General features: G+C 54.1%; 31 protein-coding genes. 21 read left to right on the top strand and 10 right to left on the bottom strand.

The features are described 5' to 3' along the window. Nucleotides 1–3: 3 nt before the first annotated feature. The 10 genes from GCD22_RS08090 to GCD22_RS08045 all read left to right on the top strand — a co-directional run bounded on the left by GCD22_RS08090 (nucleotide 4) and on the right by GCD22_RS08045 (nucleotide 7031). Entirely contained in the window at nucleotides 4–1236 is a 1233-nt protein-coding gene (locus GCD22_RS08090) for a hypothetical protein (RefSeq protein ID WP_081576918.1), read from the top strand. After that, nucleotides 1233–2201 carry a lytic transglycosylase domain-containing protein gene (locus GCD22_RS08085; RefSeq protein ID WP_081576917.1) on the top strand — a complete coding sequence of 323 codons (969 nt, stop codon included), beginning with the start codon at nucleotides 1233–1235 and terminating at the stop codon, nucleotides 2199–2201. Before GCD22_RS08090 ends, GCD22_RS08085 begins: the two co-directional genes overlap by 4 nt. Then, the gene (locus tag GCD22_RS08080) at nucleotides 2201–2509 is read left to right on the top strand and encodes a hypothetical protein (RefSeq protein ID WP_226842604.1); all 309 of its coding nucleotides are present in this window, start codon (nucleotides 2201–2203) and stop codon (nucleotides 2507–2509) included. The genes GCD22_RS08085 and GCD22_RS08080 overlap by 1 nt, the downstream gene beginning before the upstream one ends. Then, complete coding sequence (locus GCD22_RS08075; RefSeq protein WP_140390952.1) at nucleotides 2488–3255, top strand: hypothetical protein; 768 nt, start codon at nucleotides 2488–2490, stop codon at nucleotides 3253–3255. Before GCD22_RS08080 ends, GCD22_RS08075 begins: the two co-directional genes overlap by 22 nt. 14 nt (nucleotides 3256–3269) lie before the next feature. Continuing rightward, complete coding sequence (locus GCD22_RS08070; protein ID WP_142086132.1) at nucleotides 3270–3566, top strand: membrane lipoprotein lipid attachment site-containing protein; 297 nt, start codon at nucleotides 3270–3272, stop codon at nucleotides 3564–3566. A 34-nt stretch (nucleotides 3567–3600) separates the two neighbouring features. Further along, a complete protein-coding gene (locus tag GCD22_RS08065) occupies nucleotides 3601–4272 on the top strand; it encodes an EAL domain-containing protein (RefSeq protein ID WP_211371700.1) in 672 nt (223 codons plus the stop codon). Nucleotides 4273–4340: 68 nt separating this feature from the next. Continuing rightward, complete coding sequence (locus GCD22_RS08060; RefSeq protein WP_153940606.1) at nucleotides 4341–4586, top strand: hypothetical protein; 246 nt, start codon at nucleotides 4341–4343, stop codon at nucleotides 4584–4586. Between the two features lie 2 nt (nucleotides 4587–4588). Next, the gene (locus tag GCD22_RS08055; protein WP_153940605.1) at nucleotides 4589–5833 is read left to right on the top strand and encodes a type IV pilus assembly protein FimV; all 1245 of its coding nucleotides are present in this window, start codon (nucleotides 4589–4591) and stop codon (nucleotides 5831–5833) included. Between the two features lies 1 nt (nucleotide 5834). After that, nucleotides 5835–6509 carry a hypothetical protein gene (locus GCD22_RS08050; protein ID WP_035211301.1) on the top strand — a complete coding sequence of 225 codons (675 nt, stop codon included), beginning with the start codon at nucleotides 5835–5837 and terminating at the stop codon, nucleotides 6507–6509. A 102-nt stretch (nucleotides 6510–6611) separates the two neighbouring features. Beyond that, nucleotides 6612–7031, top strand: coding sequence for a ClpXP protease specificity-enhancing factor (locus tag GCD22_RS08045; protein WP_031574854.1), 420 nt, complete (start codon nucleotides 6612–6614; stop codon nucleotides 7029–7031). A gap of 15 nt (nucleotides 7032–7046) precedes the next feature. On the opposite strand, the gene GCD22_RS08040 is transcribed toward GCD22_RS08045, so the two are convergent. Further along, on the bottom strand, nucleotides 7047–7307 hold the full coding sequence (locus tag GCD22_RS08040; protein WP_031574851.1) for a hypothetical protein: 261 nt from the start codon (nucleotides 7305–7307) through the stop codon (nucleotides 7047–7049). Nucleotides 7308–7937: 630 nt separating this feature from the next. On the opposite strand from GCD22_RS08040, the gene GCD22_RS08035 reads away from it, so the two are divergent. The 7 genes from GCD22_RS08035 (at nucleotide 7938) to GCD22_RS08000 (ending at nucleotide 14135) form a co-directional block, all read left to right on the top strand. Beyond that, nucleotides 7938–8675, top strand: coding sequence for an AAA family ATPase (locus GCD22_RS08035; protein WP_153940604.1), 738 nt, complete (start codon nucleotides 7938–7940; stop codon nucleotides 8673–8675). A gap of 312 nt (nucleotides 8676–8987) precedes the next feature. Then, complete coding sequence (locus GCD22_RS08030) at nucleotides 8988–10355, top strand: PcfJ domain-containing protein (RefSeq protein ID WP_142086127.1); 1368 nt, start codon at nucleotides 8988–8990, stop codon at nucleotides 10353–10355. 404 nt (nucleotides 10356–10759) lie between these two features. Further along, nucleotides 10760–11611: a L,D-transpeptidase family protein gene (locus GCD22_RS08025; RefSeq protein WP_140390944.1), complete on the top strand. Its 852-nt coding sequence runs from the start codon at nucleotides 10760–10762 to the stop codon at nucleotides 11609–11611. A gap of 70 nt (nucleotides 11612–11681) precedes the next feature. After that, nucleotides 11682–12245 carry a transglycosylase SLT domain-containing protein gene (locus GCD22_RS08020; RefSeq protein WP_140390942.1) on the top strand — a complete coding sequence of 188 codons (564 nt, stop codon included), beginning with the start codon at nucleotides 11682–11684 and terminating at the stop codon, nucleotides 12243–12245. Beyond that, nucleotides 12242–12739: a 1-acyl-sn-glycerol-3-phosphate acyltransferase gene (locus GCD22_RS08015; RefSeq protein ID WP_051690729.1), complete on the top strand. Its 498-nt coding sequence runs from the start codon at nucleotides 12242–12244 to the stop codon at nucleotides 12737–12739. The genes GCD22_RS08020 and GCD22_RS08015 overlap by 4 nt, the downstream gene beginning before the upstream one ends. After that, on the top strand, nucleotides 12736–13746 hold the full coding sequence (locus GCD22_RS18475; protein WP_051690728.1) for a hypothetical protein: 1011 nt from the start codon (nucleotides 12736–12738) through the stop codon (nucleotides 13744–13746). Before GCD22_RS08015 ends, GCD22_RS18475 begins: the two co-directional genes overlap by 4 nt. Before the next feature lie 71 nt (nucleotides 13747–13817). Continuing rightward, complete coding sequence (locus GCD22_RS08000; RefSeq protein WP_031574832.1) at nucleotides 13818–14135, top strand: acyl carrier protein; 318 nt, start codon at nucleotides 13818–13820, stop codon at nucleotides 14133–14135. A 73-nt stretch (nucleotides 14136–14208) separates the two neighbouring features. On the opposite strand, the gene GCD22_RS07995 is transcribed toward GCD22_RS08000, so the two are convergent. The 9 genes from GCD22_RS07995 to GCD22_RS18730 are packed head-to-tail and all read right to left on the bottom strand — an operon-like array spanning nucleotide 14209 to nucleotide 23752. Next, nucleotides 14209–17796, bottom strand: coding sequence for a pilus assembly protein (locus GCD22_RS07995; RefSeq protein WP_170286711.1), 3588 nt, complete (start codon nucleotides 17794–17796; stop codon nucleotides 14209–14211). Between the two features lie 49 nt (nucleotides 17797–17845). Beyond that, nucleotides 17846–18439: a pilus assembly PilX family protein gene (locus GCD22_RS07990; RefSeq protein ID WP_031574822.1), complete on the bottom strand. Its 594-nt coding sequence runs from the start codon at nucleotides 18437–18439 to the stop codon at nucleotides 17846–17848. A 13-nt stretch (nucleotides 18440–18452) separates the two neighbouring features. Next, the gene (locus GCD22_RS07985) at nucleotides 18453–19553 is read right to left on the bottom strand and encodes a PilW family protein (RefSeq protein ID WP_031574820.1); all 1101 of its coding nucleotides are present in this window, start codon (nucleotides 19551–19553) and stop codon (nucleotides 18453–18455) included. Next, nucleotides 19540–20025 carry a type IV pilus modification PilV family protein gene (locus GCD22_RS07980; RefSeq protein ID WP_081576906.1) on the bottom strand — a complete coding sequence of 162 codons (486 nt, stop codon included), beginning with the start codon at nucleotides 20023–20025 and terminating at the stop codon, nucleotides 19540–19542. Before GCD22_RS07980 ends, GCD22_RS07985 begins: the two co-directional genes overlap by 14 nt. Nucleotides 20026–20031: 6 nt before the next feature. Next, on the bottom strand, nucleotides 20032–20331 hold the full coding sequence (locus GCD22_RS07975) for a hypothetical protein (RefSeq protein WP_031574815.1): 300 nt from the start codon (nucleotides 20329–20331) through the stop codon (nucleotides 20032–20034). Next, complete coding sequence (locus tag GCD22_RS07970) at nucleotides 20324–21244, bottom strand: hypothetical protein (protein WP_153940603.1); 921 nt, start codon at nucleotides 21242–21244, stop codon at nucleotides 20324–20326. The genes GCD22_RS07975 and GCD22_RS07970 overlap by 8 nt, the downstream gene beginning before the upstream one ends. After that, entirely contained in the window at nucleotides 21244–22518 is a 1275-nt protein-coding gene (locus tag GCD22_RS07965; RefSeq protein WP_153940602.1) for a type II secretion system F family protein, read from the bottom strand. The genes GCD22_RS07970 and GCD22_RS07965 overlap by 1 nt, the downstream gene beginning before the upstream one ends. Before the next feature lie 16 nt (nucleotides 22519–22534). After that, nucleotides 22535–23185: a hypothetical protein gene (locus GCD22_RS07960; protein ID WP_031574805.1), complete on the bottom strand. Its 651-nt coding sequence runs from the start codon at nucleotides 23183–23185 to the stop codon at nucleotides 22535–22537. Between the two features lie 9 nt (nucleotides 23186–23194). Beyond that, complete coding sequence (locus tag GCD22_RS18730; protein WP_081576904.1) at nucleotides 23195–23752, bottom strand: prepilin-type N-terminal cleavage/methylation domain-containing protein; 558 nt, start codon at nucleotides 23750–23752, stop codon at nucleotides 23195–23197. Nucleotides 23753–24076: 324 nt separating this feature from the next. On the opposite strand from GCD22_RS18730, the gene GCD22_RS07950 reads away from it, so the two are divergent. The 4 genes from GCD22_RS07950 to GCD22_RS07935 all read left to right on the top strand — a co-directional run bounded on the left by GCD22_RS07950 (nucleotide 24077) and on the right by GCD22_RS07935 (nucleotide 26115). Continuing rightward, nucleotides 24077–24751: a hypothetical protein gene (locus GCD22_RS07950; RefSeq protein ID WP_153940601.1), complete on the top strand. Its 675-nt coding sequence runs from the start codon at nucleotides 24077–24079 to the stop codon at nucleotides 24749–24751. A 117-nt stretch (nucleotides 24752–24868) separates the two neighbouring features. After that, nucleotides 24869–25222 carry a hypothetical protein gene (locus GCD22_RS07945; RefSeq protein WP_153940600.1) on the top strand — a complete coding sequence of 118 codons (354 nt, stop codon included), beginning with the start codon at nucleotides 24869–24871 and terminating at the stop codon, nucleotides 25220–25222. Nucleotides 25223–25579: 357 nt separating this feature from the next. Continuing rightward, nucleotides 25580–25795: an antitoxin MazE family protein gene (locus GCD22_RS07940; protein ID WP_211371699.1), complete on the top strand. Its 216-nt coding sequence runs from the start codon at nucleotides 25580–25582 to the stop codon at nucleotides 25793–25795. Further along, entirely contained in the window at nucleotides 25786–26115 is a 330-nt protein-coding gene (locus GCD22_RS07935; RefSeq protein ID WP_244947609.1) for a type II toxin-antitoxin system PemK/MazF family toxin, read from the top strand. The genes GCD22_RS07940 and GCD22_RS07935 overlap by 10 nt, the downstream gene beginning before the upstream one ends. The last annotated feature ends 1 nt before the right edge of the window (nucleotide 26116 follow it).

Raw genomic sequence — 26116 nt, 5'->3', positions numbered from 1 at the left:
ACAATGTCTTCCAGTTCTGTGAAGACGGCGCCCCATATCGTGCAGCAGCGTCCAAAAACCGGTATGGGGTTTGCCTTTGATGCGGTGGATTTTCCGGTTTCTGCCAATTTCGCTATTTTCCTCGATAGCGTGACCCAGGGCGGTGTGTATCACGATGTAGAGCGGGATTGGGGCGATCAGGTCACGGAACACATGTCGCCGTCCTTGAGAAAGGCGGATATGGCGGCCTTTCGGCAGACCGTACAACGGGCAGCGGATAAGGCTTTTCTGACGCCCTTGGGCAGGAATCTGGTGTTGCGCGCCTATCATGTGCTGGCCGCATTGATGGCGGGAAACCGGGATTTTATGGCGGACCTGCAAGGCCGGAATCGTTTTATCTTTGTGGTGAGTGCCCCACGGCATGGCGGCAGTTACCTGACCAAAGAATTACTGCGGGCATTGGGCAAGGATTATCGGGACTATCCCGCCTGGTTTATGCATGACGGATTCCCGGATATCCGGCAGGCCTGGTTGAGTCATGATGGCATGGAATGGCTGCCCATGACCCGCAGAGCGATGCAGCAGACTGCCGAGTGGATAGTCATGGCGGACTGGTTCTTTCGGGATGACCCACAGCGGACCGATCGGGATGCCGACGCGGTGGATGGTGTGGTGGACTCTCCGCGTCCCGCCTTGCGGACCATTCCGAAAAAGGCTACGAAGGCCATCTACGAAGCGCGGTTCTTTCGGGATGTTTTCGGGATGCATGCTGAATATGTGGTCCCGGTTCGGCATCCCGCCGCCGCTTGTCTTTCCTTGGTAGAAAAAGCCGGCGGTATGCCCGAAAACGGTCTCTTTCCCCAGTATCCGCGCAGCGCGATTGAAGGATGGGTATTGGAAACCTGGGCGCAGGAAGGGGTGGTAGCTGAAGCTGTGGCGAAAATGCCCTATTTTACGGCCTACCTGCACTACTGGTTGCGGTATCACGAGATCATGGCGACCAATGGATTGTTCCTGAACAATCGCAAACTAACCATACTGCCGTACACCCGAACCGCCTTTGAAGGGTATCTGCAGCGCCAGCATGACCGTTTCCGCTCGGGTTGCCGGGTGGAACCCATGCACATTCACAGCAAGGTGACGGCTCAGTACCCGCAGTGGTTGCGCCAGAGCGAAAGCACCCTGGATTACATGGAGTCGGTGTGGGCCAGTTTTGGGGTGCGGTTTCCGCGCGATGCCGTGGCTGAGGCCCTATGATGATACCACCCTGTCTGGAAGCGGCCGCCCAACACTGGCAGGTGCGCCGTGCGGCGCTGGTGAGCCAATATGATGCGCAGGCAGGCCGTTCGCACGCGGGCGTGGGCGTGATGGGCATTCCGGCGGTATGGCTGCCGATACTGGAGAAAAATGGGTTTAGCCTTCGGCGACTCAAAACCGATGCCTGCACCAACATCGCGGCGGCGGCCTTGATTCTGGCGGTTGAACAGGTGCAGAAAAACCATGCCAAAGTCACCGCTCAGCCCGTACCGGCCTGTTTGCGTCAGGCGGCCCAGACTTATGCCGTTTCCTGGCCTGTGGTGCAGCGCTACTACACCGCACAGCAAAATGTTTCCGTGAGCGCGCGTCGCTATGGTCCCATACACATCCCTGCTGGATGGTTGCCACTGTTGCGCTATGCCGGGTTCCCGGAATGGCGCGTTAAGCATGATTCCTGCTGGAATATGGCCGCTGGTGTCTGGATTCTCGCTGCAGAGCATGCCGGGGACAGGGTTCCAGGCACAGGCTGGAAAGGCACGCCCATAAACGGGATACCCGCTATCCCTGCCCGTATTGTTCAGGATGCGACCTATGCCAGTGCCCAGACAGGGGTGCCGAAGGCCCTCCTGATGGCCGTGGCCTGGCAGGAATCCGGATTCAATCCGCAGGCGGTCTCTTCTGCCGGGGCGCAGGGGTTGATGCAGTTTATTCCGTCCACATGGGCGCGATATGGGCAAGGGAGCCCTTTTAATCCCCGCAACGCCATGCTGGCCGGTGCCCGCTATTTGCGGCATCTCGCCTTGGAATTTCACTCCTGGCCTCTGGCGTTGGCAGGGTATAACGCCGGAGGCCAAGCGGTCGTCGAAGCGGGCGACCATATTCCGGATTTTACGCAAACCCAGCATTACGTGCCGGCGGTATTGGGGCGCTATCGGGTGCTGGCCAGCCAGTCGGGGACGCCGTGATGGCCGCTGAAAAATCGCCTTCAACCGCTTGGTACAAAAGCCGTGTGCCCCTTTGGGTGTGGGCCGGCCGGGCTGGCAGCACTTTTACGATTGGTGCCGCCTTGATTCTGGCCCTCTTTCATGATCCTTCCATGCGTGGGCTTTTTGTCGCGTGGACCCTCTCCAATGCCTTGTGGCTGTGGTACGGCCTCAAAATAAATTCGGGTTCGCTGGTGTCGGCGCAGGTGGTTTTTTTGGTGATTGATGTCGTCGGGATAACGCATTACTGGATTTTGGGGAACAGCGTATGGCTCAAACTCTTTGGATAACCCACAACAAGATGCTGGAACAGTTATTTACAGCACTGGATCGCCGGATTGGCGGATTGCATGGCGCGTCTTATCAAAGCGGTTTTTGGCGATCCGGATTAACGGGCAGCCTGATACCCGATGTGACGGAAGCGGCGCTGAAGGTCCGTTCCAGGGGCTTTTGGAAAGCCAGCGCCGCCTTCGCATCGCCGGCTGCGTCCAACGAACCGGAAAAGCAGGTATCCCATCGTGTGGATCTGCTGGCCCTGGTCTTGGGGGGAAATGTCCGTGTGGGTCTGTATTTGCCCGATAGTCTGCTCGAAGCCGGCATACGCGATATGGTGTCCCGCCTTTACGATGGGAAGCCTGCCCCAATAGAGCGCCGAATTGGTGGAGACACCTTTTTTGACTGGATTTTTACCGGGGATCCTTTTTCTGCCGCATGGATGCTGCGTTGTACGCAAGACCAGATGGCGTACGACATTCTGGAAAATCACTTTTTATGGGTGGTCATTCATATTTGGGAAGGGCTGTCCCGAACGCTGATGACCAATCATGGTGTGGTGTTTCCCATCGTTGCAGACCACTTTCTGTCGCCGGAGCTCGCGGAAAATCTGGGTCTGGCGATTGTGGAACACATGGAACGCCCCAGGGAAGGCGGCGGGACCGAGAAAGTGACCTTGGTGACTTCGGATACGGGTTACCCCGATGACGCTATCCAGGAAGCATTGCGGGCAGTGATACCACACTGTCGGTTTTTTTATTAGCGAGGGCTTTTATCATGAAAAAAATTATTCAGGCTATTGCGCTAGGTCTTGTTTTGGGCCTGGCAGGATGTGCTGCGCAAGCCCATGACGGACCGTACGGCGGCCACACGAGTAAATGCTATGCAAACCATCCGAAACAAGATGCGGCTGAGGCCAAGTGGTGCGATGCAGGCAGTACGCATAGAGAAGACACCAAGACCTACAATGCTGCGTATCAAGGCATCAATGAACAGTTAACTCACGCATTTTATGGATCCAAGTCTAGCAATAAGCGCCAATCCACGTCGGACATAGTCCACTTTACAGCATGAAACCCATTCCACTGCCATGAAGAGAATCAATCAAATGAATACCACAGAAACAGACCGCCACGTATTGGACTTTCATTACCGCCTGGAACCGTTGCTGCGTTTGTCTGATCATAGCGTTATCGGTCATGAGTTATTGGCGGGCGCTAACGCTTGTCCCGCTTTCAATAGCCCGGATTGGTATCGCTTTTATGCTTTTATGGTGCAGGAAATTCCGCGTATATTGGCGCAATATCCGGGGTTACTGTTCATCAATATAAGCGGCGAGCAGTTCATCGATCCGGTTATTTTTGACCTGTTGCGCCAGTATCCCGCTGATTCTGGTCGTCTGGTTTTGGAATGGACCGAGCAGAGTTTCCATCATGCGCAGATGCCGGATGTTCTGGCCGCCATTGCGAAAGCCAAGCGGTTAGGCTACCAGATTGCGGTTGATGATATTGGGGCAGGCGTGGATGGCATGGGGCGCGCCATTGCCTGTAATCCACACTTCGGGAAAATCGACGGACAGATTCTGATACATGCCCGTGAACAAGCCGAAAATCCCCATCTTTTCATGCGCGGTATGGCCGATTCCTTGCGCGCTCATGGCATTACCGTGATAGCAGAATTTATCGAAACCGAAGCAGACCGGCATATTGCTGTAGCTGCGGGTGTGGATATTGGGCAGGGCTATTTATGGACACAATCAAAAGTCACCGTCGGCGTCTGATAAAATCAGTAAAGGGCTGCCGAAAGCAAGGCTTGCGCACTGCAAGGGACTGCCGCCTGCAAGAAGGCATGCATCCTGTCAAAGGTTTGCGGTCAGCAGGCTTTTCGCCAGAAGCAGCAGCGCAACAGCAGGCCGCTTTGCGGGAAACCGTGGCGGCGCTGGAGGAGGTGATGGCCTTGTATGGCCGGTTGCGGTTAGTGCCATATCCTTATGAGCACATGGTCTGGAGAACGGCGAGAAAGGCCTTGCTCGAAGGAAAGAAAGCGCTGGTCGTAGCCAAAAAGCCTGATAACCCTTTTGGAAAACGGAGGTAATCATGCGTCAATCTACGTTCATCCAGGTGTCAATCGCCAGTGTTCTAGGCCTATTGCCTTCGACCGCTTTGGCCCTGGGACTGGGGAACATGCAGGTTCTTTCGGAACCTGGTCATCCATTTAAGGCGATTATTCCCGTCCAGTCCGTCACCCATGCTGAGGGGGGTTCCCTCTTGGCAGGTTTCCCCGAACATCAAGACACTTACACTTTGGCGGGTATACAAGCCCCCGCCCCGGGCTGGAAAGCGGTACTGGTCCGCAAGCCGACCTGGCACCTTCTGGTCACGGCGCCTACGCCGGTCACCCAAGCCACGTCTTTGCTGGTGCAGGCGCAGTGGTCCGGCGGGCAGGTGATGCGGGAATATGCGTTACCCAGAGGGGCGGCGGCATCGGCTGTTGAGGCCCCTGTGCATCCTCCTGTTTCGCCGGTGAAGGCTGTTGCCGAAAAGCACATCGCCCAGCAAGCGCCATCATCAACCCCTTTGCAGGGCGCAAGCCTTGCAGGCGGCAGCCCTTCGCAGGGTGCAACCCCTTCGCAGGGTGCAGCCCCTCTGTATCATGGCTGGTCGCGGATGGCGCAATATCGGGTGCGTGCCGGGCAATGCTTGTCCGAGATTGCGGTGGCTTTGCGCGGTAATGAGACCGTAACGCCGGACCAGATCATGGCGGCGCTGGTGCGCGCGAATCCTGCCGCTTTTGTGGCGGGCGATCCGAATCAATTGCGGTCTGGGGTTGTGTTGACTCTGCCCAATATGCGGCAGGTGCAGGCAATGACGCCTACACAGGCGTTTGCCTGGATGCGTGGTCAGGCGCATTCGGCACCGTCGGTAGCGTCGCTCTTGCGAAAAAAATCACCCGCAGCGACTCCCCCAAAAACGGCTCCTGCCACAAAACTGATTTTAACCAGCGCCCCATCCACCATCCACCCCGTCGTGAAAAAGGTCGTATCGCCTGCGGAGCGTCTTGAGGAGCATCGTCTGCTGATGTCCGATCAGGTCTTGCAAAAGAAGATGCAGAGCATGGATGCACTGACCAACACCATGCAAGACGATTTGGTCAAAGAGAATGGCGTTATCCAGAACTTACGTCATACCACTCCAGGCGATTTGCAGCAGATGCTTCCCTGGGCGTCTATCGGCGGCAATGTCCTGTTGCTGATGCTGTTTGTCTGGATGTGGCGGCGGCAGGAAAAAATGGCGGGCGGAAGTGCCGAATATCCAGAAGCTGAGGCTGAGAATGGCGCTTGATATGCAAAAGGCAACGCAGGAGGCTTTGCAGGAGCTGGAACAGGAGATCAGTAATTGGACGCATTACTGGCTGCGCAAATCGGTTTCGCGGTTTGCTGATTTTTTGTTGCCCGCGACGGCCAAGCCGAAAACGGATCTGGTGGAGCCGGCCTGGTTGCACACGTTGCCGGATCCCCTGGGCGCGCTCATCAGTTTTTTGGTGCCGACTCAGGATGGTGTGCTGATTATTTCGATGATCAATAACCTTTGCCAGCACGGGGCCTGGTTGGCTTCATGGCCGGTCAAGCCCAATGGGGAAGCCCATGGAGAACATCGTGGGCTGTGGCAACCGATGTTTTTGCGGATTCTTGTGGATCTGGAAAATCGGACGATCATTATGCAACAGGAGTGGAAAAATCCGCATTTTATCAGTAATTTTTTGATTGGCGTTTGGGCTGAGGATGCGCCGGAATGGCAGTTGGTTTTGAATACTATCCAGCGAAATGGTCGCTTTACAGTGATGGTGCCAGCGCTCAAAGCCAGCTACGCTCAATTGAAGAACATACCGTCTGCAGCGACCAGGTTGGACAAAGATATGCTCGTGGCTTCGGTGATCTGGAAGGTGAATTTTGTTGGAGTGAAGAAGGCGCCAGCCATGGACGACACGGTGGATGCTGCACCTAGAGTTTTGCACTAATGCCTAAAGTTTCTTTTGGCGTAAGTTTAAAATTCGGCTATAAAGAGCGGCATGTTGTCTGGAGGATGATTGTCCAGACCCGGAGTGAAAGGAGAATGCAACGTGTTGCCTGAAAGTGCCAAGCCTTATTTGCTGAATGGCATCCATCAATGGTGTGTTGACCAGGGCTATACACCGCATATTCTGGTGCTGGTTGATTATCCTGGGGTGGCCGTCCCCAGCGGTTATGAGAAAGATGGGCGCATGACGCTGAATATTTCCCCGAATGCGTGCCGCAACCTGAACATGGCCGATGGTTGGATCCGCTTTAATGCCCGCTTTAGTGGCGTAGCGCGGACAGTGGACGTTCCTATGGCCGCCGTGATAGCTATTTATGCGGCAGAAACACAGGAGGGTATGGGCTTTGCGGAGCCGGTGCTGCCTGATGCGCCGCCGCCGGCTTCTGGCCCTGCAGAACGCTCAGGGCGCAGCGCTGTTTCTCAGGAAAAGCCGGAGAGACCCTCTTTGCGGGTCATCAAATGAAAATTCAGGCGGGCATCATGCGGCGTTTTGTGTCTGTCGGTTCCTGATGTATTCCGCCAACCACGCCTCACTCCGCCAGGCGCATTCCCGCACCATGACGCTCAGCATTTTGTGTACCCTGCTGGGCGGAACGCTTTTGATCCATCGACGAAACTGGGCGTTTTTTGCGTAAAACCTGACGATGGTACTAATACCAATCGCATAGGCTGGGCTTAAGATATGCATATCTACATGATGTAACACGTTTTTAGCAATGACATGAATGTCTGTCTTCATGACGTTCCTCCAAAATATCCATTAGATTACGCCAAATAAACGTGCGCCTTATCCATAAGTAGGCGCGACTCTCACACCAAATGCGATGATGTTTTGTGTCCGGTATTCGGCTGTAGGCGCTCCAAAAAGCGTCAAGATAACCCCTCGCCAGAAGGCGAGATGCACAGCCGGTTACTGGGTATAAAGATATATAGCACAGCCCTTTGTTCCTTGCAAGATTCTGATTAAATACCTCAAAAGGCCTTATGCCTGGTTCCGCCAATGGTCGCGCTTTCTCTACGCAGGGGGTTATCCCTGTAGGACGCAGGAGCCAGCGGCCTGCAGGTTCGCAGAAGAGGCCTGTCGCGGGATCAAATTGATCCCGTCCCAGGGCTTATTGCCCCCCACAAATAGCGGCCCTACTAAAAAACGACTTTTAGAATAAAGCCGAATTTCGCCATTTTTTAACGACCAAAATATCGCTTATCCTCGATACAGTTTGCCTATCCCCCATGGGTCCGTAAGGTTTTTGGAATTCGGTTCATTCTTATGCCGCACACCCGCATCCCTTCCGGATTGAATTTTTTTAAAAAGGGCCTTGATGCATGGGGCGTATAATTGGAGTCATTATCCATTTGAGGCGGAGGCAATATGGCACTCATTAGAGCGCGCGATATGATAAGGGCTCCCAGGCATTGGGCGCTGATTGGACCTCGGCTTGTCGGAAAGAGCACGTTTCTCACGGCCATGGCCAAGACGATTCTTGTGGTGGACACAGAAGGTCGTGGACGTGAAATCGATGGGGTGAATAACTGCGAAGTGTTTCTGCCGGACGTGTTGGACCGTCAGGACCCGCTCGCCATTTCGCAAGCACTGCGCCGTGATGCACGGGATATTCAGGAAGCAGGCATCCAGTTAATCGCCATTGATTCACTCACGCCCATCTATAAGCGTATGGCGGCTGAAGCCCTTGCGAAGAACGAGCGCAGGCTGAACAAAAACAAATCTTCTGCATTCGTTGACAAGGCCAACGCCATTCGTCTTTTCCAGGACGCGGCGGTTTCTCTGGGCACCGATGTGGCGATGATCTGGCACTACGAAACCGGACGTGATGGAAACGGCAAGGAAATTCGGAACCAGACCATTTCCGAGATGGAACGGCAGAAGCTGGCCCGGTCTCTGAATGGCATGATCGAACTGAAACGGGAGAAAAATCGACGCGTTGCGCGGATTGTCTGGTCCCGGGCCGGCGGCAGGGCTTTGCAGGGAGTGGAAATTGTCGATGAGCAAGGCTTCTGGAAGGGGGTGCCCGAGCAGATTGACGCCCTATTCGCGGAGGCGGGCAAACGTCGCCAGGAACGGATTCCCGCCGAAGCGCAAGCCTCATAGTGAATGGTACGGATGGTCTAACCGCAGGTTCTTGGTAGGCCAAATCGTTTGTGTTGTGGGGAGTTCGTAGTGGCCACAGAATCCTATCTCATCGCGCAGCAGGTTGTTCACAGGGTCAAAGAACGCTGCCCGCGTCTTATCGTTCCTGAGGATACTCAGAACGGGCAGCATTGTTTCACCTTTTTTCCAAATACTGCCCAGGCAAGGTGCTTGGACCTCAAACGCACGCTAGATCACGGCGGGACTTATTGGGCGCACTTGGACCGCGAACTGACTTTGCGGAAATGGCATGATCCTGTCAATGAAAAGTGGATGGCTCAAACCTGTAGAAGCCTTTTGCTGGATGAAATCTACACGGCGATGGGAATCCCAAATCGGGGGGATCCGCAAGACGCCCTGGTGCATGAGGATGATGAGACGGTTGGCATCATCGAGAAGGCTTTGCGTGTGGCCAAGCTGCATCTGTGGGGCATTCCGGTCAATCTGCTGACTGAGATGCCGTTTTTCCATTTTATGCTGACTGGTTATGCGAAAAAGGCCGTTCAGGAACCAGCCTGGAAACTCGCCTGCAGAAACGCCGGTAATATCTACAACGTGAACGACACGGTGCTGGCGGATGCCGTCCATGAGCGGGAGGCTTACCAATCTCTTTACGCTATTCATCCTTTGTTGGGGCGTGCTTGGGTACCATGGATTCGGACGTTCGTAGAAAACACCCTCCAGAGTGATGCACAGTCTGCGCATTATGCACAGCAATTCAAGGCGGCCATGCAGGCGCAAGGGGTGAGCCGCGCAGGGATGAGAACATTACATCGCCTTGCTGAGTTGAGCCCTAACACCTTCAGACGCGTTATGTATTATCTCATCCGACATAAAGGGGAGGATCGGGTGGCGCTTGTGGGGATGCTGCATTTTCTGAATGGCAAAAAACCCCCATCAGGGGCCACTTTCGGGCAGCTTGTGGGCAAAGTGCTGGATCCTTATGCGTCACCTGACAGACTCCCCAACGAACTGGATTTGGTACTCAAAATAAGCCGATGGCTCGATGCTGACCCGCGCTTCGACCGGGATTTGGTGTATGACTGGTTGCACTTCATGGTCAATCAGCGCCCTGGCGCATTGTCACGTGGTTACCAAAACATTCTCCGGCAACTCCCTGTAGCCAACAAACGAAAAGAGGCGGTACTTGAATGGGCCAATCGTGCTCAAGAACAATGGCACAGACATTTACCCCGAGTGGGTTGGATTTGTACTGAGACAGAGGCCCCGTTCAATTTTTGTTGGGAACCGCTTCTGTCCAGTTTGGGCATTCAGCGCAATGCGCAGGGCCAGTTCGCTTATACCTTGCCGCCGGGGGATTGGCTGTTCGTGGAACTGGTGTGTACTAAGGACCTGTGGGAAGAGGGGGAGATTATGGATCATTGCGTGGACCAGTACGACGAGGATTGCCGTTCTGGCCGCTCGCGTCTGTTTTCTGTGCGCAACCACCAAGGTGCGCGCGTCTCCACTTTGGAACTTCGCCCCGGTCGGGGTTCTTTTGTGCGTGTAAATGGTGAGAAAAAGCCAAAATTCTCACATTACTGGATTGCCCAGCATCGCGGATTTCGTAATACGAAGGTGTCTGAGCCTTGCCAAAAAGCGGCGGAACAATTTTTGACCGTGATTAATGCCAAGCATTAATCCCTGCCATATCCTGAAGCGCGAGGCCCTTCGCGTCATTGAATAAAACGCCAAAATAGCCGGTTATTAACAAAGTATTCCAGAAAACAATCCTTATCATGGAGTTTGGTAGGTTTTCCGGGAAAGGGGCTATGCGGCGTTTAAAAACTGTTCAGTTGCTTAATCGATCGAATCATCCAAGGCCCTTAAAATGGCTGTTTTTGCCGCTGGCGATACTCTTATCCGGGTGTAACCTGCATCATCCACATCCTCCACATAGCCAAGCAAAACCGCTAGCACCCGTCGTCAATACCTCTGTTTTGGCTTACCATCGCGCCGTAGCCCGCATCAATAGGTCCATTGCGGCTACAGCCCCTGGTCACAAGCAGCAGCCTCACGACCAAAACGCGTCTTTTCAGAAGGTGGTGACCCGTTTGCAGGTTTTGGGTTATCTCCCTTTAACCCATGCTTTTATCCATGGTCAGGATGGTGCACGGATTCGCCACGATGCCTTTTTGTGGCGCGTGCCGCGTCCCCTGCAACGGGCCGTCGATGCATACGCCTGGAACAAACACAATCCGTTCATTCGGGGCGCGGTCATCCAGTTCGAAAGACAGAACGGGATTCTTGGACCGGGCGGGGTATCCGAAGGTCATCTACACAAAGCGGTTATTCGTGCCCTTTTTTCCAAGGATGCGAAAAAGAATGCCTGGGATTACGAGTGGGTCTATGTGACAAAAGCCGATGGCACACCGATTCCTGAATCCCTGCATGTCTGGGAGCGCGGTGTGCATTTTGTGCCGGCATCATGGTGCGATGAGCTTAAGGGTTTCGCCGTACGCAATGGCTGGATCTGGGGCACTGTCGTGAATACCGGCGTTCTAGGCTCCACCCCAAACGGGACCTGGCCGATTTATCAACGTTTACCAAAGACCACCATGCGCGGGGCTTTTCCCGTACCTATTTCCTGGGCCGCCTATCGGACCCTGGCAGGAAAACAGGTGCCGCAATGGGCAGGCTCATCGCTTATGCAGTCTGCACGAGGCGTGGTCAATGGTCACCCGGTACGCTGGCAGCCTTATGATGACCCAGGCATTTTGTGGGTCAATTATTTCGATGCTGGACGCGGGATCCACTATTATCCCAGAGCGTCTTATGGCTTCCCGCAAAGTGCCGGTTGTGTGGAGCAGCCTTATAACAGCGCGCCCATTACTTACAAAATTTTGCACTACGGCGTGCCTGTTACCATTAGTAGACAATCCTTCCATTTTAATTGACTGAACGGAGAAAAGCGGTTGCGTTTGCAGCCATAAAAAATCGAATGAGTCTCGGCTGAAAGGTAAAAAAATGATACGAACACTTTCTCTGGCCGCAGTTATAGCGTCCATGTTTAGCTTTCCGGGTGCATCTCCTGCAGTGGACTTCGCCAAACACGCGCAACAGGCCATCCCGATCAAAACGGTAACGTCCAAAAAGAATCGGAATTCCGCACTGTTATTGAAAAGGCGTGTAAAGAAACTCGCTGGCCCCTATGCGGCGTTGGTCCGTCATGCGGCAAAGAATGCGCATATTTCGCCGGTGCTGGTCGCCGCCGTTGTCTATGTGGAAAACGGCGGCAATTTCCAGGGTTCGGCAACCCGTGTATCCAGCGCCGGAGCCATTGGCGTCATGCAGCTGGAGCCGGTTACGGCCTGGGATGTCTTGCGGGTCAATCCCTGGCAGGCACCATCCAATATTGAGGGTGGCGCCCGTTTTCTTTCCATGCTGATACAACGCTTCGATGGTAATCGACGTTTGGCGCTCATGGCCTACAACGCAGGGCCGACCCTGATTGCGAATGGTGGCAGACCCGCTATGGCCGTTCGGTATGCGAACGAAGTTCTACAGCTTACGCGAGAGGTTTCTTTATGAACCAGATTCCGTCCAATATCGCTGCTGTTTACTCCCAAACGGGAACGCTCTTTGTTGTGCGGCCGCACACGTCTTATCTGGATGGCCCGGCGGTGGCCCGTTGGCTCACCAAAAGTCGCGGCATTCGCCATGCGGTTTTTGCCGTGGATCCGGATTTTGCGCGGCATCCTTTCTGGCGCATGGCCCTCAATGTGTATGGGCGACTGGTCGGCGGTCATCGCATGATTGCGTTGGATGCCAGCCGACCTTTTGGGATTCGCGCTTTGATTGCCACACTCAAAGCAGGCGGGACTGTGGTGATTTTTCCCCAGGGGACCGGGATCCGTTCGGGTCCCAAACGTCCAGACCAGTCCGGTTTCCAGTGGCTGATGGCAAAAACGAGCGCGCATCTGGTCCACTGCCATATCTGGCACAACAAGAAATGGCCGGTGGTTGGGATTCCGAAGTATGTGGGGGATGCGCAGCGGCTCAAAGCCAAGACGGATGCTGGATGACTGCGGAAAACCGCTCCGCGCCCGTGCCCATTGATCGCGGTGTCCTGCCTCTGGTGGTGGCCCTGAACGCCAATGGACGCTTCAGGACTATCGCGTCCTGCCAAGGGCATCTGCGCCGTTCGCAGCCGCCGTATGTCATGTTCGCCGGTAGTCTGGATGCGGCGCGGGACCTGGAGGACGTGTTGCGTCAGGCGTGGGCGATGGGGGTTTTGCATTATGAATGGGAAGTGGCGGGCAGCTTTGACGGTTTTCATCGACTGGTATTTTTCCTCCAGCTTTTTGCCCTGCAGAGCGACACATATCGACCCAGGCTTTCTTCGCACAAGATTCAGGCGGACTTGCAATCACTCGTAGGGGTGGTGAAGCGTGTTCCAGAACGCGCCGATGGCACCGTGCCGCAGGTTCCACCACAAGAAAACCAGTCCGCCGACCCCAAAGGCGAGGCCAACCAGGATTCGGAGAAGGCGTTTGCGTCTTTGGCGGAAATGCTCGCGAACGGCCCCAGGACCTGGGGTGTGCCCACAATAAGGACACACCTTAGCCGTCTCCGAAATTGGCTTCTTGCATTCGACACACGCTACAAGCCCCATGGGATTCCCTATTCTTTGCAAGCGACAATCCGCTCCGAAGATTTGATCGCTCTGTCTGCCTGGTGTCAATCCATTCAAACGCATGATCCGCTGGGAATGCGTGAAAACGTCAGCGCACTGACTTGTCTGGGTTATGCCGGAGCCGATGGATGGCCTCCGCTATGTTCCGTATATCAGCGTTGGTTTCTTTTTCGTAGTACCCCTCTTGCCATGGTTCAAGTCGCAGCGAATGTGCGCCGCCTGATGTGGGCCGAGCCTTCGCCGCTTCTGGGCAGTTGGGACGCCTCTCTGCGCTTCGACGCGAGTCTTCGGGAGATCTTGGTTATCTGGGGTCATTCGCCGTGGGATGCGGAAACCCCCGATGCGCTGGATAGGGACACGGTGCTGGTAGCGAAAGCGGAAAAGTCTTCTGGATGAAATGCCGCGCAAATTTCAGTCACTTTGCCCATGTTATTCTTTTATCTATATGGTTTTGCTAAGGAAAACGTATGTCTTACCCAAAAACATCTAAACTGCCCGTCGTACCGAAAGCCGGAAACAGTATTCGGCGCCGAATCGGACACATGCTGGCCGGCTTTGGCTTTCAAGATGCTCCTGACTGGCCGGAAGCCCATCCTGTTGACCTGGAGGCTTTGCAGCTGGTCGAGTTGTCTCTGAACATTGAGGCGGAGTTTGACGTGGACTTTAGGGACGACCTGATTCCACCACATCCCAATCTGGGGGATTTTGTGGATATGGTGGAGGCGGCGTTACGGCAAACTACCGTGGACCGGCAGGATAAGCGGCGAGATATGCGCAGTTATTAGTTTCTGAATATGGCTTGTGCTCGCTGCCCAATATATCCCAGGCTGCACGGTTTTGATTTTAGCGCGCAAAGTTTCAAAGCAGACTCCTCCACCCAAACGGTGCCACGGACGGGCTGGGCAAGCTCAGGCTTTTAATACGACCATTTCCTAAAGGAACCAACAAGTGATTCCCCGTTTGTGTCGGTGACCCCGCATATTGATGGCCCAGAGAGGCGCCCATGGCGTTTTTGCCGTTACTGGTGAGAGGATCGGTAAAGTGGCTTCCGGCATAAAATTGTGGCTGACCAAATGACCTCCCCTGCAAGTAATTCAGTATCATGAGATAGCTCTGACCCGAACCCCCGCAAGTGGCGACATTGGGCGCGTATATCGAAAAAATCAACCGGTTGAGATTCAGATCAAGATGCGTGATGACCCGCAATCCCACGGGTAATCCACTGCCTGTCAATGGCATGTACCATCCATCTTGATCCGCCCAGTCGATATCGGTTGCCTGATTACTGGAGGCCACGATGATGTTCTGTCCAGAAGCGGTTGTGGCCCCCATGATTCCGCGTTTCTGTAATTGGCTTTGGGTGATCGTCTTGCCCGTTCCGGTATCCAGAATGCCATAAACGGATTGCACATTGGTGTTGGTCAGATTTTGTGTAGTGAGTAATTCCCCTGTCCCGAAAAAGACCATATTCCCGGCGGGCGCGCCCGATGGTGCGGGAGTCACCAGGGGTTGCGTCGTGATCGGTGCGGGAACTACCGTGCCGCTGCTGTTGGTCGTCGTGGCGTGGTACAGCACGGAAACCGTGGGCGGGGTACCCGTTCCACTATCGGAAGCGGGGTTGGTACCCTGCGAAGGGTTCAAAAGTTGTTGCAGATTGATGCGCCACAAATTCCCCTGCAGATCGCCGACATAGACGGTACTGGCGATCAATCCGGAGCCATTGGTGGCGAGGGCGGGTGTAGAAAGTCCGTCTGGATAGCGTGTATTGCAATCCTGCGCCGCTTCATCGGCAGGGATACTGGCACATAAGTTCACGGATTGAATGAGGTCGCCCGTTGCCGCATTGACAATGAATAAGTAAGGATACCCGGCGGGACTGTTATATCCCGACCCAAAAAGGGCGACCCAGGTGGGGGTGCCGTTGACATCCACTTCAGTGATCTGTGGCTGGCTGTATGTGTCACCCAAATCGGGGCTGGTAAAGTTCCACAACACATCGCTGGCCGTGAAGGCCGTCGGGTTGGTGACATTGAGGGCATAAATGCTCTGTCCGCCGCTATCCAACCCGCCCGCCAGCACGCTTTCCCATTGTCCGCTACTGGTCTGGATGCTGGCTTCACTGGGACTGCCATTGACATAAAATTGATGGGTATAACCGATTTGTGGCAGGGCCGAGAGCCGCGCATAAATGCCGCCACTCGGTACAAAACTGAATACCGGCGTACCCGTATCCGCGTTAAAGCCGTAGAGCATCCCACCATTCGCACCCACATACACCATTGGGGTACGACCCGCATGATCGGTGGCAAAAGCCTGGTAAGAAGGGGATAAGTTGCCTGAATCGGGCGCACCGACATACAAGGGCGTGCTATTGACAATATCCGCTAACAGACTGGCCGGACTGCGAAAAATTCCACCGCTGGTATTGCCATTCAGCATCCATTGCATAATCGCCTGTCCATAGGCTGCGGAGCTCCCAAAAACTTGCTGCTGCGCCTCGGGAAGCGCAGTGTAACCGGTTTCCAGTTCGTTTTGTTGCGTCGGGGATAAATCCGCCCAGACGAAGGGCTCCCCTAGCCCATTACCGTTACTGGTTCCCGTGCTGGAAGCGCTGGGATTCCAGGTGAAGACGTTCGGCGTAGCCCCATTCTGTAAGCTGTTTGCCGTTAACGTGCCGGCAGGCAGACTACCGGAGGCCTGCCATTGAACCGTCGGTGAGGCTGATCCGCTCAAAATACTGCTGAGGCTTTCTGCCTTGAGGTTGCCTGTCCATAATTTGGTGATATAACTGGCTTGATAGACCAGATTGGCTCCGGTTTCACTGGATGAATTCAACGATACGCCGGTAGTGCTTTGCTGTGCTTCAATGGCTTGCAGAATGGTGGTTAAAGCCTGCGACAAGGCGGCTGGTGTCTTGGCTGGAATGTAATCCTGTGTGCCGCCCGCTACGGCCATGGCTTTCAAGGTGGCGGCTGCGGCGGGATCCTTGCTGGGGTCAACGCCTGCCCCCAGACCTACCACGTAGGTTTTTATGCCCTGATTGGCCAGATCGGTGATGGCCGTGATCGTGTCCGTCAACGCATGGTCATTGGTGGATTTGACCGAGCCATTCTTATGGAAAGTCGCCGTGACGCCATATCCTGCTGCCGCTGCACTGCCTAAAGGCGGCCATAAGGTCCCATTGATGCCCACGGTGGGGAGTCCGTCGGTGACCAGGATGACATATTTTTTCCCATTACAGCTGCTGACGGGCAATGTGGGGTAGCGGTTGCCGTTCGAGCCTAGGGAGACGCCGGTCAAATAATCATAGGCACTTTGCAAGGTGCCCGCCATGGTCGCATTCACGGCATCCGCTTTGATTTCCCCCGAAGCGGGATTATTGGTTTCTGGTGCCAGTGCGGTCGCAAAATCGCTGGCATCGGCATTTGAGGTCGCTATGGGCACGACCAGATGGCCCGCATTGGTGACATTGTTGTCGTACCCGAATCCTCTTTCGGAGTACCACACCTGCGGGGAATAGGGGACATAACCGGCATTGGTCGGACTGGTGGAGAAACCACCGTAACCGCTGGTACTGCTGCTGTAACTCTCGGAAATGTTCCCGTTATTGTAATCCTGCAGGTTATAGCTCGTGTAGGGATCGGCTGGAGAGGGTCCGTTATAGGTGATGAAATTGGTAGATAGTCCACCAGACGCATACAACACATCATTGATGTCGGGCGCATCGCTACTCGCCTGAATATACAGGTAGGGATCGGAAAAGCTGCCACTGACCCCCTGATTTTCAAAAAACGTGTGAATTTGGCCGCACGCGTTGGTGCTTTGGGTGTTAGCGTAATAGCAGGGATTCGGCAAGGCCTCCAGGCCATTGGGTGCGGTGCTGCTGTCGCCAAACGTAAACCCATCGGGTCCGCTCATGTCATAGACCCAAGTGGTATAAAGGCTGGGCGTGCCTTGCACCCCATAATCCATGAGCCCGAAGTCCATGACCCCGTTCCATTGGCGATATGCCTGTTCAATGGCGGCCTTTGCCACATTCAAACGACTGGGTGAGTTATCCACCAGAGTGCCATTGCTATCGGATGTGTACGGTTCACGGGTTCCGGGAGATCCGCCTGTGACCGGCGGTACAAAGCCACTGGGTACCGTAAAATCGGAAGGACTGGAGGTGTGTGCATTGACGGATTTTGTGGTGGTATTTTGGCATCCCCACCAGCCGTCGGGTTCTGTGCAGACAGAAGTGCTCACGGTACCCGAACCCGTCATGATGGCCCCCGCCAGATTCCCGTCCATGGATTGGGAATTGTCCAGCACAAACAGAATTTGCGGTGCGCCATACTGCACACTGATGAGCGGGATGGTGGCGAGGGGGAGCGTAGGGAAAGGGGAAGTGGATGCGCTGGCCCAGGTGGCGCTCAGGAGCCATAATACAGTCCCTAGCATCATTATCAGCACGTTTCTTTGACTGGACAGGCATTGCATAGGACGCTCCGGACTATCTCGGTTGAGGAATCTTGAAAAGGGTTTGTGTAACCGCAGAAATGCCCGCATTGGGATGGTTGGGGTCATTGGTGGCCAGTGCGGTTATCCGGTAATAGTAACAACGGCAAATATTGGTCGGCGCCTTATCGCTGGAGCATCCGGATACCGTACATAAACCGCTGCCATAGTATTCCATGATCCACTTGACGGTAGCGCCCGGTAAGCTGGAGGCCAGCGGCGTGACTACCTGACTACTCACGGTGGCTGCGGTGTCCCAGATAGGAGACGACGCAGCAACTTGACTGGCCGAAAACGGCGTCGAACAGTCGATCCCTCCGTTACTGCAGGATTGATTGTAAAAGTAGCTCGGTTTTGTGGCGGGTATGCCCGGGGGAAAGGTAATGTGGGTATTCCCCCACTGAATCGCGTCCTGCACGGCTAATGAGCTCAGCTGGTTGGCGGTATCCCGCGCGGATTGTTGGAAGGTCATGCGCGCAGAGCTTCCCCCATACGCTATCGCCAAATAGCCCAAAAAAGACAGAATGAGCAGGACAATGATGGTCATCAAAAGGACTTGACCAGATTCGTTCGGGGAATGGACACGCATGCTGGTTCTCCTGTTACCAAATCTGATTCATGACGGGCACCGTGGCGCGCATGACATTTATCGGCTGATGGGTCGTGCCTGCCGGTGGACGGTAATACAGGGCCGGTAACGCGTGACCGGTGATGCTTTCGTCAGCTGGTATCGCGGGGAAAAGCGGAATCTTCGTGGGCGCTACAATGCTGGCGATTTTTATCCGGCTGCTGGCGACCAGTGCAATGCTGGCGGTGCGAATATCCTGGGCGTACTGCGGCGCGTAATACCCATACCGGGTGACGGTTTTGCCGCCAGAGGGGTTATAGCCAAACAGGATTTGCATATCATCAATATGGTGCGCGAATAGGGATGGCTGACCGCTATTGGTGCTGATTTGCAGGGTTCCCGGTTGCGCAGCCGTTCTCGCCGTGACGGAAAAAGTGGTGGTGGTCAAGGCAGGTTTACCCATGACATAAACAGCGGCATCTTCCATCTCCGCCGACGTCAGGTTCGGCAGTAAGGTCGATAAGGTGCCGCCCCCGTTTTTGCCCGTACTATAGGGTACCGTGCAGGACCCTTGACCGTTCAGGACGGGCGCGCTGGTGGCCGTGATCAGGGCGCATTGATTTTGCGGAAAAGCCGCAATCAGGGTATTGCCGCCCTGAATCATGCTGGGACAGGTTGCCTGATTGCCCGAAGTATTGGCGCTGATATGGAAGGATGCGCTTGCCGGTTGGGGGCCTTGCACCATTTGTCCGACCGGTATGCCGGCATAATCCGAACGGCTCCGGATGATGGTCAGTGAAACGGGTGGTGGTGTACTGCTGGTGGGGGTACCGCTGGGTGATACGGTAATGGCAGAAACTGCGCGGACAGACCCTTGTTCATAGGCGCTTAAGTTTTGACAACCAATATCGCTGAAACCGTAGCCCGCATTAGTCAGATAACTGGAGATCACCTGCAAGGCATAGCGATCACTGTTCACGATATTGTCCGTTGTCTGGTCCTGTAAAAAGTTCCATTCCCCGAAAATAAACCCTTCGGAAACAGCCAGGGCAATGATGGATGCAATCGCTAAAGTCACGAGCAACTCAATCAGGGTTAATCCCTGTTCCTGCGAATTCTGGTCACGGTTCAACAAGGTATTCACTGCCTGTATGAGTTTGTGTGCCGGAAATGCTGGACCATGTGACCGTCACCGTTGCCGTGCAAGGGAGTTGGGTGCAAGCATTCCCGGCTGCATTACGGATCTCAACGGAGCCTTTACCGTCAGGCAGCGTTTTTTGTAATTGATTGGCCCAGCGAGACACGTCCAGAGCGGGGATACCCGATGTGGGCCATGTGGAAGGGGTGGATGTCTTAACCGCGTTGAATTCGCGGACACTCTGGTTTCCAGCGCCCCAAAGTTCTGCCAGCATAGCACTGGTAATCAATGCTGCACGGCTATTGATGGCGGATTGACGCACATATTGGGCCGCATTGATTTGCATATAGCCGATTGCCAGAAATCCTATCGACAGAATCACCATCGCAATCAGCACTTCGATTAGGGTCATGCCGCTTTCCGGGTAAATCGGCTCTTTGGGATGGGTGGACATAATTGGCATATGCATAGGGCGTCACTCCGCCATCTGTAGGTGACGAAAAGCGGCATAAGCCAGCGCGGATGATCCGATGAATGCGACCATCATCCATAACACTGCTAAGGGGTTCATCACCCCTTTTCCGCCATGCAAGACGTGCTGTAGCAAAAACGGAATGGGAAACATCGCTGTAGCCGCCCAGGCAGAAACAGCGCAGGACAGAGAAAACATGGCATCCCAGAGGGATTCCGTGAGGCGGTGTCGCCACAAAAATATCCCGCTCAGGACCAGGAGCGCTCCGGTGATTTCGATGATCTGTATCAGGCTGTCAGTCATAGCAGCGAACCCTTTGCAGGGTGCCAGCCCTTTGCAGGGAGCAAACCCCTTGCAGGGCGCCAACCATGGACGCAACCGTTAAAGGAGCGTCTTCTTTTACGGTGCTGGACGATTTGAGGGTAGCGGGCGCATTTTCTGTCGTGCCCTCAAACATCTCCCGACTCCATAAATAATCGACCGTGATAAGGACCTGCAGCAGGCCAATGGTCAGGATTTCCAGCAAAATGCCAGTCATGGTGTGTCCCAACAGGGGTAAAAGCACCAGCGATAAGCTGCCCACCAATGGGCCAATCAGAATATTGAGACATAACAGGGCGATGGTGATTTTTCGGTTGAGAAAAGCGCCCTGAAAGGCGGTGTATAGATGCATGCGTAGTGCGTGGCCCAGCAGCAAGGTCAGGAACAGAAGTGGGCCACTGACCGGACTGGCCAGCAGACTGGCCCAACCGACACCGGAGAAGAGGGCATTGCCCAACCAGGGCAACAGGTTTTGGGTCAATTGCTGTAGCGGCGATAAAACGGCAGCGGTATGCGCAACGTTTGCGCCAGCGTGGACCACATCGCTACTCAGAAACAGGAGCAGTACGATGAAAAACAGAAAAACAAAAGCGTCGCGGGTCAGATACGCAATGTCTTTGAGATTACCCTGGAATAAGGTCCAGATCGTTGCCCAATCTCCCCGGCCACCCTGGTCCAGCGCCCGCAACTCCACAAAAAACAGGGCAGACAGGGGGATTTCCAGGAGCAGAGGAACCCCTAAAATGCGCCGCGGTACCAGCGCCGACACCCCAAAAATCACGAGGGCATTGAGCAGGAGCAGCCCGGGACGGCGTTGCCATAGATCGCGACCATTCCGCGTCCAACGCCGCAGGCATCCAGGCTCTATTTTTCTGGGACGCAATATGCCCGCCATCAGGACACCCCCGAACCGTGCAGGATGGCCTTCCCCATATCCAGCATGGGCAGAAACATGGCGATGACCAGGGTACCGACAATGCCCCCGAGCATGATCATGATAAAGGGTTCTAAAAGGGTGGACATACGCGCCACCATTTCTTCCACTTCTCTGGCGTAATGTTCTCCGGTTTTCCTCGCCATGAGTTCCACATTGCCGGAAGACTCGCCGATGGAGAGCATACGGACGGAAAGATCCGGTAAATAGGTTTCTTTCAGTCCATCCGCAATCCGACCGCCAGCGAGTACACTTTCGCGCGCTTTGGCGACCCCGGCATCAATGACCGTGTTACCAGAAACTTTCGCCAGGGTGTTCATGGACTCCTGGATAGGGACTCCGGCGGAATACAGTAAGGCCAGGGTCTGCATGAAGCGGGCCGTGGCGCCGTACAACAGCAGTTTGCCAATCACCGGTATATGCAGGGTGATGCGGTCTACCTGCCAGCGGACCTTGTACGAACGCCGGTAGGCCCAGATGAGCGCGGCAATCAATAACGCCGGAACAAATATGAGGAAAACGACATGATCCTTCAGCCAGTAGGAGAGATTGACGACGATTTGGGTGAGGGCGGGTAATTGGGCATTGAAGCTGTGAAACAGTTTGGCGAAGACCGGAATGACCTTCACCATCAGGATGATGACGACCACAATCATGACCGCCACCGTAATGCCTGGATACATTAATGCGGAACGGATTTTTTTCTTGAGGCTGTAATCTTTTTCCCGGTACTCGGCGATGTTCCGTAATACCGTATCCAATACACCGCCTTGTTCGCCGGCGCGTACCAAGGCGACGCTGGTTGCATCAAAGAATTTTGGGAACAGGGCCAGGGCATCGGAAAGCTGGTTGCCTTCCTGCAGATTGCGCATCATTTTTTGAATCATGCTGCGCATGGCCGTTTTTTTGGCGGTCAAGCGGAGCATTTGCATAGATTCTACAAGGCTGACGCCGGCATTTTGCAAAGTGGATAATTGTTGGAGAAACCCTACGATATCGGCAGATTTGATACCGCCGAGCAGGGATTCTTTCTGCTTGGTGAGGGTGAGGTAGCGGTCTCTGAACCCGCGTTGGCGTAAAGCCACCTTGGCAGTCGTCACCGAAACCGCTTCAATTTCACCACTCTGCACCGCCCCTTTTTTCTCGGGGTCTTTATAGGTCCAAAGGAACACGGATTTTTTGGGTGCTTTGCCAATTTGGGGGTCATTGTCCTTGGATGATCTGACGGTAGCCATGCCATGTCCTTATGGGTCAAAGTGCAGAATGCGGTTCTTCGGGGTTGGTCTCTCTCTGGGGCTCCGAAGAAAACAGGCCTTCCCGCCGTCCTAATGCGCCCAATCCTTTTAACAACACAGCGAGGGTTAACGCGGTGATAGGCCCGATAAACAGCCCGTCATGGAATCCGGCACCGCCCACGCCAAACCAGTAAGTGCCTGCCCAGTGCCCCTGCTGGCCCGCTGCAAACACGTCATCGATCAGCATGCCAAAAAAGGTCAGGGGATAGGTCAGCAGGACCGGAAACTCGCCATCGAGCAGGGCCAGCATGGGCCAGAAAATGAGACCGGCATCAAAAAAATGGTATCCGATCTGGGTCCAATAACCGCTGTAATGGCCGATAACCACGCAGGTCAGGAAAAATCCACTGAGGATAGGCAGATTCAGGGATATGGGGGATGACTGTCTTGTGGTCCGGTATATCCAGAGCCACTTCGGTAGATATGTCCACACTCTTTGCTGGAATCTCTCGGCGCCCGAAAAAATCCACCAAAGAATGAGCAGGCTCACCGCAAAGGGAATGCCTGCCCCGTAAAGGCCTGGACCGTCGAGATACACGACCAATGGCTGTTCCTGAAAGACCAGCCATAGATAATGCACCGTACTCCAGAAGGCCCAGGGGTTCATTGGGAGAAATTAGCTGCCGCTAGTGGTGCTGGTACTGGTGCTGCTCGATGCGCTGCTGCCGTTGTAGGACACTGAACCATTGGCCGTTATCTTGGCTGTACCTGCACCGCCCGTGAATCCGGTCGTGCCGGTCTGGGAGTTCAGCATGCTGTCCAAGTCTTTCTGGACGCCGGTGGATTTCGGTGCCCCCAGTGTTACGGTCACATCACCCGTACTGGATGAAATGGTTGTGGCCGAAACCTTCAGCGTCGCTCCGTCCGTGCCCGGCAAGGTCGTTGCCGTTGTGCTGTAATTTGGTAGGGTGGCACTGACACCCGTCTGGGCCTGCGCCTGGGCAGAGGCTACTGAAGTCACCGCTTGATGGAAGTCCGTGGCTGCCGTAGTGGCTTCTGCCGTGCGGACATACGCGGCATATTGCGGAATCGCAATGGCCGCCAGAATGCCGATAATGGCAATGACAATCATCAGTTCGATGAGGGTGAAACCTTGCTCGACGAGGCCTTTTTCAGCCGTCGAATCCTGGTCCATAGAGGCGCTGGCCAGCGCCTGATTATTCAATATATCCATTTTGGAATCCTCGAGGATAGATAAAACGAGGGAATAGATTGCGGCTTTTGCGCAGGAGTTAGGTCTGGAATAAACGGGTTTTTTCGCGTTTATTTATTTTTGATGGGGTTCATGGAGGGCAAAACCGATCAAGAGATCAAATTGATCCCGGCCGGATGCAGACGTTTCATGCATCCAGTCACGCGATAGTGCGGAGAAGAACGCACTAGGCTGCGGGATATTTGCTCTGCCTTTTAGAAAGAACGCGAAAAAAGCCGTTTTATCCAGCCGTTTCCGGATCAAAAAAGAAATAGCCTACCCATATTCTTGGACTGAGGGTATGACGTGGACAAAACCGATCCTTTTTTGCGTGCATTCTTCTGGGTGCCTGTTTTGCTGGCATCGTTTTTTTACTCCGGGGAAGCCCTTGCGGGACCGGATACTGCATCACCAGCTTCGGTGTCTGTTTTTGCCACTTATGGCGAAAAAGCCGATTTGCCTTTCCGCGCGGGCTTTGGATTGGCTGCTGCCTATCACTTCAGCCGACGCGCCGTGTTATCCGCCAGTTATCATTACCAGTCTGGTTACGGAAAACGAACCGGTTATGCCTACCTGGATAACCTTCCCGTCTTGCAAAATGTCCTCAATGTCCGTGCAGGATATACGGTGTACCGCAATGGTTGGATGGCTGTGACGCCTTTTGCGGCCTACAACTACCTGGCCTATGGGGATCTGCACAACAACGCGGCCGGGATCGGTTTTAACGTCCTGCTTAAGCCTTGTTCCTGGTTAAGACTCAAAGGCCAGGCGGAGGCCTTGGCCGGGTTTGACGGGAATATTGCCGGGCGCAATTTAACGAGGCCCGCCAATCTCTACCAGTTCAAAGGGACAGCTGAGGTGCCGGTTGGTTGGAAAACCGATGTGTTTTCTGCGGTGGAATTTTCACGCTACATCGGTGAAAGCAACACCCTGACCGGTTACACCGCTTATTTCGGGGTAACCCGGCATTTTGCGTTTTGAAAACGCGCGAAATCTCTGTGTTAAATTAGATAGAGCAATTTTGTCAGTCACAATATCCCCTACGCGAGCAGGGGTGAATGTTGGTTTTGTTAATTTTAACCAGCCATTGGAGGCGTTATGGAACGTAATAGTCGTGTTTCGACTTCCATCAAGATTTTTTTAATTTTTGTGGCAGCTTATCTCGCGCTTACAGCTTGGTTTATTATTCATCTAAATGAACAGGATCACATGGATGAACAACGGGCCGCCCAAGCAAAAGCCTATCTCGCCAAAGATCCGATTTTCCCGTCATTGAGCGCCTTGTCACATTTTGTGAAAACACATTTTGGAGAAGACTCAAACCGCGCCAGTCACTTCATCTACCGACTCAATATCTACGGGAAAACGGAGTGCGTACAAGCCATCTGGCATACGGGATTTTTATCGGTGGATCATTATGCGTATCGGTTGTTTTCTTGTGGTGGAAATTAAAATGACTATTTTTGATGACATCTTTGTTTGCCCTGTGCGAGCAGGGATGTCTCTCTTTGACCCAGTTTGCATTAACCATTCCAGAACCTCATACAAGGCGTAACCCTGATACAGGCAGTCGTGTCAGTCGGTACTTTTGTTATTCAAAACTTCTGGGGTAACCATGTAGAATGCAGGGCAGGGCGCATTGATGGTGGTTAGTGCCATCCAAACATTCTTGACGGCCATGGCAAAAATCCTCAGCAGAGGTTATTCCAGCGATGGTCCTGCAACATCAGGAATCACCACCGCCTGGCTATTGAAGGGGATATGATTATTTCCTATAATGTTTCATGTAACCTAGAAAGGAGGCGGTTTGTGACCACTGTACATGCGAATACGCGCGTTAAAAAGCATCGGGACGCCTTACGTGCCGCAGGTTTACGGCCTATTCAAATTTGGGTACCAGATACCCGCCGTCCAGGATTTGTAGAAGAATGTCGTCGTCAGTGCCTGGTCTTGCGAAATGACCCGCAGGAAAAGGAGATCATGAATTGGCTTGAAGCAGCAGCGGATACGGATGGGTGGGTGTGAAAAGAGGTGCGGTAGTCGTTGTTGCTTTGCATGGCGACTATGGTAAGCCCCGCCCCGCGCTCGTTGTCCAATCCGAAGCCTTTTCAGCATTGTCTTCCGTGACGGTTCTCCCGATTACCAGTGACCTCAGAGACGCGCCACTTTACCGCATTAATGTTGAGGCATCTCCTGAAACCGGTTTGCACAAGCCCTCACAAATCATGGTGGATAAGTCGCAAACGGTCCCTCGTGAAAAAATAGGCCAGGTAGTTGGATATCTGGATTACAGGAAAATGGTTGCGGTGAATCGGGCGATGGCGCTGTTTCTTGGTTTTGCCTAAA

The sequence above is a fragment of the Acidithiobacillus thiooxidans ATCC 19377 genome, from assembly GCF_009662475.1.
GTDB lineage: Bacteria > Pseudomonadota > Gammaproteobacteria > Acidithiobacillales > Acidithiobacillaceae > Acidithiobacillus > Acidithiobacillus thiooxidans.
The sequence above is the reverse complement of the archived record's forward strand: the minus strand, read 5'-3'. Positions and strand labels throughout refer to the sequence as shown.

What these genes read in the sequence shown, in the direction of transcription:
- GCD22_RS07980 (WP_081576906.1), bottom strand. Translation starts at nt 20,025, where the DNA reads ATGCATATGCCAATTATGTCCACCCATCCCAAAGAGCCGATTTACCCG.
- GCD22_RS18475 (WP_051690728.1), top strand. Translation starts at nt 12,736, where the DNA reads ATGACTGCGGAAAACCGCTCCGCGCCCGTGCCCATTGATCGCGGTGTC.
- GCD22_RS07990 (WP_031574822.1), bottom strand. Translation starts at nt 18,439, where the DNA reads ATGCGTGTCCATTCCCCGAACGAATCTGGTCAAGTCCTTTTGATGACC.
- GCD22_RS07965 (WP_153940602.1), bottom strand. Translation starts at nt 22,518, where the DNA reads ATGGCTACCGTCAGATCATCCAAGGACAATGACCCCCAAATTGGCAAA.
- GCD22_RS08055 (WP_153940605.1), top strand. Translation starts at nt 4,589, where the DNA reads ATGCGTCAATCTACGTTCATCCAGGTGTCAATCGCCAGTGTTCTAGGC.
- GCD22_RS08065 (WP_211371700.1), top strand. Translation starts at nt 3,601, where the DNA reads ATGAATACCACAGAAACAGACCGCCACGTATTGGACTTTCATTACCGC.
- GCD22_RS08030 (WP_142086127.1), top strand. Translation starts at nt 8,988, where the DNA reads ATGGCTCAAACCTGTAGAAGCCTTTTGCTGGATGAAATCTACACGGCG.
- GCD22_RS08015 (WP_051690729.1), top strand. Translation starts at nt 12,242, where the DNA reads ATGAACCAGATTCCGTCCAATATCGCTGCTGTTTACTCCCAAACGGGA.
- GCD22_RS08085 (WP_081576917.1), top strand. Translation starts at nt 1,233, where the DNA reads ATGATGATACCACCCTGTCTGGAAGCGGCCGCCCAACACTGGCAGGTG.
- GCD22_RS08040 (WP_031574851.1), bottom strand. Translation starts at nt 7,307, where the DNA reads ATGAAGACAGACATTCATGTCATTGCTAAAAACGTGTTACATCATGTA.
- GCD22_RS08080 (WP_226842604.1), top strand. Translation starts at nt 2,201, where the DNA reads ATGGCCGCTGAAAAATCGCCTTCAACCGCTTGGTACAAAAGCCGTGTG.
- GCD22_RS07995 (WP_170286711.1), bottom strand. Translation starts at nt 17,796, where the DNA reads ATGATGCTAGGGACTGTATTATGGCTCCTGAGCGCCACCTGGGCCAGC.
- GCD22_RS07975 (WP_031574815.1), bottom strand. Translation starts at nt 20,331, where the DNA reads ATGACTGACAGCCTGATACAGATCATCGAAATCACCGGAGCGCTCCTG.
- GCD22_RS08070 (WP_142086132.1), top strand. Translation starts at nt 3,270, where the DNA reads ATGAAAAAAATTATTCAGGCTATTGCGCTAGGTCTTGTTTTGGGCCTG.
- GCD22_RS08060 (WP_153940606.1), top strand. Translation starts at nt 4,341, where the DNA reads ATGCATCCTGTCAAAGGTTTGCGGTCAGCAGGCTTTTCGCCAGAAGCA.
- GCD22_RS18730 (WP_081576904.1), bottom strand. Translation starts at nt 23,752, where the DNA reads ATGGATATATTGAATAATCAGGCGCTGGCCAGCGCCTCTATGGACCAG.
- GCD22_RS07960 (WP_031574805.1), bottom strand. Translation starts at nt 23,185, where the DNA reads ATGAACCCCTGGGCCTTCTGGAGTACGGTGCATTATCTATGGCTGGTC.
- GCD22_RS08075 (WP_140390952.1), top strand. Translation starts at nt 2,488, where the DNA reads ATGGCTCAAACTCTTTGGATAACCCACAACAAGATGCTGGAACAGTTA.
- GCD22_RS08090 (WP_081576918.1), top strand. Translation starts at nt 4, where the DNA reads ATGTCTTCCAGTTCTGTGAAGACGGCGCCCCATATCGTGCAGCAGCGT.
- GCD22_RS07945 (WP_153940600.1), top strand. Translation starts at nt 24,869, where the DNA reads ATGGAACGTAATAGTCGTGTTTCGACTTCCATCAAGATTTTTTTAATT.
- GCD22_RS08050 (WP_035211301.1), top strand. Translation starts at nt 5,835, where the DNA reads ATGCAAAAGGCAACGCAGGAGGCTTTGCAGGAGCTGGAACAGGAGATC.
- GCD22_RS08020 (WP_140390942.1), top strand. Translation starts at nt 11,682, where the DNA reads ATGATACGAACACTTTCTCTGGCCGCAGTTATAGCGTCCATGTTTAGC.
- GCD22_RS08035 (WP_153940604.1), top strand. Translation starts at nt 7,938, where the DNA reads ATGGCACTCATTAGAGCGCGCGATATGATAAGGGCTCCCAGGCATTGG.
- GCD22_RS08000 (WP_031574832.1), top strand. Translation starts at nt 13,818, where the DNA reads ATGTCTTACCCAAAAACATCTAAACTGCCCGTCGTACCGAAAGCCGGA.
- GCD22_RS07970 (WP_153940603.1), bottom strand. Translation starts at nt 21,244, where the DNA reads ATGGCGGGCATATTGCGTCCCAGAAAAATAGAGCCTGGATGCCTGCGG.